Raw genomic sequence first — 308 nt, 5'->3', positions numbered from 1 at the left:
CCGAGCACGGTGTCCGGCACCTGCTGCTGACCAGCCGCCGCGGGCTCGGCGCGCCCGGGGCGGCCGAGCTGCGCGACGAGCTGACCGGGCTGGGCGCCACGGTGACCGTCGCCGCCTGTGACGTCGGCGACCGGGAGGACCTCGCGGACCTGCTCGCCACCGTGCCCGCGGAGCACCCGCTGACCGGGGTCGTGCACGCGGCGGGCGTCGCGGACAACGGGCTCGTGGGCGACCTCGACGCCCGGCGGCTGGGCCGGGTGTTCCGGGCCAAGGCCGACTCGGCGTGGCACCTGCACGAGCTGACCCGT

Annotated in this window: 1 protein-coding gene; it reads left to right on the top strand. The window is 78.2% G+C overall.

Translation table 11 applies throughout. The annotated features are described in order from the left end of the window. Positions 1 to 308 (top strand): KR domain-containing protein (locus tag G3I65_RS38660; RefSeq protein WP_160700473.1); only part of this gene is annotated, 308 nt, incomplete at both ends.

The organism is Amycolatopsis sp. SID8362 (assembly GCF_010550475.1).
In the GTDB taxonomy this organism is placed as follows: Bacteria; Actinomycetota; Actinomycetes; order Mycobacteriales; family Pseudonocardiaceae; genus Amycolatopsis; species Amycolatopsis eburnea.
This window is presented reverse-complemented; position numbering and strand designations above follow the sequence as displayed.